We start from the raw sequence: 4,060 nt of genomic DNA, 5'->3' as shown, positions 1-4,060 counted from the left end.
CGTCTTCCATGCCCTGGCCGCCGCTGGCGGCCCGCCTGCGGCGATCCTGATCGACTCTTCGGCGGTAAAGGCGCATCGCTGCGCGGCAGGAGGCAGCTGCGGCGCATTCTGAAAGGAAGCAACGGAGCCATTTTTCATTGACGCTTGATGTACTGCGTCAAAACATTTGTATCTGCGCCGATGATCCTGACCTATCGCAGCAGGCTGACCCAGAGTTTTGCGCAGGGGGGCTTTGTTCGAGCGTCGCGCCACCTTTCGATCCTCAATGCTGCTCCCAATCTGGAAACGCTTCGAGCCCTGCCAAACAACCGCCTCGAGGCGCTGAGGTGGGATCGGACAACTGTACCAGCGGTTTTCGAGGCGGCGGCGCGAGACCCGAACTGCCGACCCCCGCACCTGGAACTTCCACACCTATGCCCGGCGGGCCTCGCAGGCCTTTGGGGACGCTGGGGCGCCCATATTGCGGCAGCAGAGACGACTGAAGCAGTTCATCCGCAGCAAGGCTGAGAAGGCCATACGTCATTATGTCGTCCGTGCGAGCCTTATGTCACCGAAGGCGGAGCCGGCCGAATAACCGTCAAGCGTTTTGGCCAGGGGCTTCGTTTGGCTGCTCTTGCATTTCCAGGCGGGACGGCCAGTTGCGAGGGGCTTAAAAGGCCCTCTCAAAACGCCAGAGCTGCGACCGCGCCGCTTCGGCGACCCCGTGAAGCCATTGCGCCGTGATTTAAAACAGAATGGATAATTCTGTTTTATCGTCCCGCTGTCCCCACTCGCCCCGGCCCCTCAAACGAGAAGACCGCACCATTGGATATCGCCGCCAGCAAACGCATCGAGATCGAGGCGCGTCTCGATCAGGTCTCAGCGCAGGAAGGCGTCCGCCTTCTCTTCGCCGTCGAGAGCGGCAGCCGCGCCTGGGGGCACCCCTCGCCCGACAGTGACTACGATGTCCGTTTCGTCTATGTCCGCCCGCTCGACTGGTATCTTTCGCTCGCCTCCCGTCCGGACGTGATCGAGCGGCCCATCGAGGACGATATCGATCTCAGCGGTTGGGACGTGAAGAAGGCCTTGGCGCTGTTGGCGAAGCCCAACCCCGTTCTGCTCGAATGGCTGTCGAGCCCGATCCGATATGTCTGGGACGATGAGGTCTGCGCCCGGCTCACGGATTTTGCGGCGGGGACCGCTTATGCGCGCGCCTGCCGGCATCACTATCGCCGGCTTGCCACCCGGCAGCATCGCGAACACCTCGAGGGGCGGGAGTTCGTCAACCTCAAAAAGTATTTCTACGTCCTACGGCCAGCTCTTGCGTTGCGCTGGGGGCGGCTTCATCCCGACATCATGCCGCCAATGAACATGGGCGAGCTGATCCGTGGGGTCAGCCTCGATGCGGCGACCACCGGGGAGATCGACCGCTTGCTGGCCTCGAAGGCACAGGCGAAGGAGAGCGGCAAGGGGCCTCGCAATGCCGCCCTCGATTCGCTGATCGAGACCGAGATCAGAGCGTCCGACTCACCCGACGAGCCGGTGCAGGATCGAGGGGACGAAGCGGATGCGCTGTTCCGGTCGATTGTGACGCGCGGGGCAGCGGTCTCGGACTGGTAAAACCGGGATGCTGGCCAATTGCGTCAGCTCGGATGCGTATCCGGAGGATGGCGAGCGCAGCGCGATTTGAAACAGAATGATGAATTCTGTTTCAGCCTCCCATCGGTGTGAGTGATGCGCGCATCTTGGGCTGAAGCGGCGAAGCCGACCATTGCCGGCGAGTATAATCCGCCGCAGCAGCATACGGTAGAAAACAGGCGAACCAATACGCCCAATAGAACGCCGCCCTTCTAAGCATCGCGGGTCTCATTTCCAATGAACTTCGGGCTCTCCGGGGGCAATCGCTTCGACGGTGCATTCATAACTGAGCAGGGCGAAATGCGAGTTCTCTTCTGGGAACGCGCATACTGCCGCTAGCCACCTCGAGTTCTGAATTTTCAACATGGGCCATCTGGCGATTGACTCCCCGCCGATCATGGGGATTTCGGTTTCTGACCCAAACATGCTCTTGCCGCCCATGTCGTCGTGAGCGGCGACTGCGCAAACCCGCGAAAACTCAATCACAAGCGTTTTCACGGCGACCCCGACAAAAAAATCCCCTTCCACGGTGAGCCTAAAATCGCTGTCGGACCTCATCCTCCAGTGTGAGCATGCGGCTTGAGGAAAATCTGAAAGCGGGAGCCATCTGAGTGCGATCTCGCTGTCGGTGCTCACGTCCCGGGCTCCGCATTCTCAGCTTTGGGCCATCGCTTGAATTCAAAGGTGGCGAATGACCGACCGTCTGTCATCTTAGCAAGATATGAGAAATCGCCACTTGAAACACTTCTGATGTAAACTGTTTTAGATGGGCTGCTGATGCCCACGTCGAAACGACGCAGCCTGCGTTACATGACCTCCCGGTGTGCGCCCGACCTGTCCGGTGGATTGGACTCTCCAAAACGACCGAGGCTGTTGAAAAACGCCAGTCGTTGATGGTCGGGAAGCCGCCGATCTGAATCGATGCTCTGCGAGTAGGGCGAAGGCGGAGCAGCGCGATGATGGGCCGGCAGATCGAGCACGCGTCGCTCTTCTACGAGTTCAATCTGGAGGACCGCGTTCCGGACGGTCACCTCCTGCGACGGGTCGATGCGGTTCTCGATCTGAGCTTCGTGCGCCGTCACATGGCCGCGCACTACAGCGCCACCGGGCGGCCGTCGATCGACCCGGAGCTGATGGTTCGGATGCTGCTCATCGGCTATCTGTTCGGCATTCGATCCGAGCGGCGGCTCTGCGAGGAGGTCGACCTCAACCTCGCATATCGCTGGTTCTGCAGACTAGATCTGGCCGGCAAGGTGCCCGATCACTCGACCTTCACGAAGAACCGCCATGGGCGCTTCCGTGAGAGCGGTCTGATGCGGACCGTGTTCGAGACGACGGTCGAACAGTGCCTGTCGGCTGGCATTGCGAGCGCTGCGCATGTGGCGGTCGACGGCAGCCATATGCGGGCGTCGGCGGCGCAGGATCGCTGTGTCGCGTCCGTCACCGACCTCCCAAGCGCAGATCAGGCCTCGCGCGCCGTTCGCGAATACCTGTCCGATCTAGACCAGGCCAGCCCGGATCTGGAAGGCGTCCGCCGTTCGGCGGCCAAACGCGTGTCGTTGACCGACCCGGCGGCAGCGCTGAGCCGCAAGCACGGCAAGGCGCGGTTCGCCTATGGCATGAACGCGCTCGTCGACACCCAATCGGGTGTAGTGCTGGGCGTCCAGGCGGCGCCCGAGCGCTTTGCCGACGAGCCCGAAGCCGCACGCCGGATGATCGAACGACTGCGGGTCCGGCACGACGCGGTCCCGCAGGTTCTCACCGCGGACAAGGCCTACGGGTCGGGCCCGTTCCTGGCGTGGATCGAAGGGCGCGGGATCGAGGCGCATGTTCCCGTCATCGATCGCACGCATCAGACGGCGGGGCGGATGACCCATGCCGACTTCGGCTACGACAAGGAGGGCGACCTGTACCTATGCCCTCAGGGCAAGCCGCTACGGCGTGTCGGCGACGCCAGCGGAGAGGCCAGACGCAGCGGTACGACCGGCTACCGAAGCCGCGCCAGCGACTGCAAGGGATGCCCGATCAAGACGCGCTGTACGACGAGTTCGACGCGAGCGATCAGCCGATCGCTCCATCAGGACGTTCGGGTGACGGTGCAGGCCCGCCAGGCCACGGAGGCGTTCGAGCGCTCGCTGCGGCTGCGCAAACGCGTCGAACGGCTGTTCGCCTGCGTGAAGCACAACGATGGCCTCCACCGCCTCCGGCTACGCGGTCTGCGCGGCGCCGACGAGCAGTTCGTCCTCGCCGCAACGGCGCAGAATTTGAAGCGAATGACGAAGTTCTTCCCCGCGGATGGCCCAGGGACCCGGACGGCCGCCGCGTAAACCGCCCGGCGGGTCCTGCGAGACGTGATCCTCCGGGCGGCAACAATCGACGGCGGAAGATCGAGGAAAGGGCGATCGGCCACGAGCTTGTCTCGACGGACTTCTTCAACAGCCTC

3 protein-coding genes and 1 pseudogene are annotated in these 4,060 nt (G+C 62.7%); 3 read left to right on the top strand and 1 reads right to left on the bottom strand.

Features of this window, described 5'->3' with window-relative positions:
- Both L1787_RS20965 and L1787_RS20960 read left to right on the top strand, forming a co-directional pair.
- Nucleotides 1–103, top strand: a pseudogene (locus L1787_RS20965) (IS5/IS1182 family transposase); the annotation flags it as partial.
- A 701-nt stretch (nt 104–804) separates the two neighbouring features.
- Nucleotides 805–1,599 (top strand): nucleotidyltransferase domain-containing protein, encoded by a 795-nt coding sequence (locus tag L1787_RS20960; RefSeq protein ID WP_235711066.1) that lies wholly within the window; start codon nt 805–807, stop codon nt 1,597–1,599.
- 246 nt (nt 1,600–1,845) lie between these two features.
- Here L1787_RS20960 and L1787_RS20955 read toward each other — a convergent pair whose 3' ends face one another.
- Nucleotides 1,846–2,253, bottom strand: coding sequence for a hypothetical protein (locus L1787_RS20955; RefSeq protein ID WP_235711065.1), 408 nt, complete (start codon nt 2,251–2,253; stop codon nt 1,846–1,848).
- 320 nt (nt 2,254–2,573) lie between these two features.
- Here L1787_RS20955 and L1787_RS20950 point away from each other — a divergent pair, with 320 nt between their 5' ends.
- The gene (locus tag L1787_RS20950; protein ID WP_235711064.1) at nt 2,574–3,944 is read left to right on the top strand and encodes a transposase; all 1,371 of its coding nucleotides are present in this window, start codon (nt 2,574–2,576) and stop codon (nt 3,942–3,944) included.
- Nucleotides 3,945–4,060: the final 116 nt, after the last annotated feature.

The sequence above is a fragment of the Acuticoccus kalidii genome (assembly GCF_021556395.1).
Taxonomy (GTDB): domain Bacteria; phylum Pseudomonadota; class Alphaproteobacteria; order Rhizobiales; family Amorphaceae; genus Acuticoccus; species Acuticoccus kalidii.
The sequence above is the reverse complement of the archived record's forward strand: the minus strand, read 5'-3'. Positions and strand labels throughout refer to the sequence as shown.

Coding starts and splice junctions, on each gene's coding strand:
- L1787_RS20950 (WP_235711064.1), top strand. CDS start 2,574: ATGATGGGCCGGCAGATCGAGCACGCGTCGCTCTTCTACGAGTTCAAT.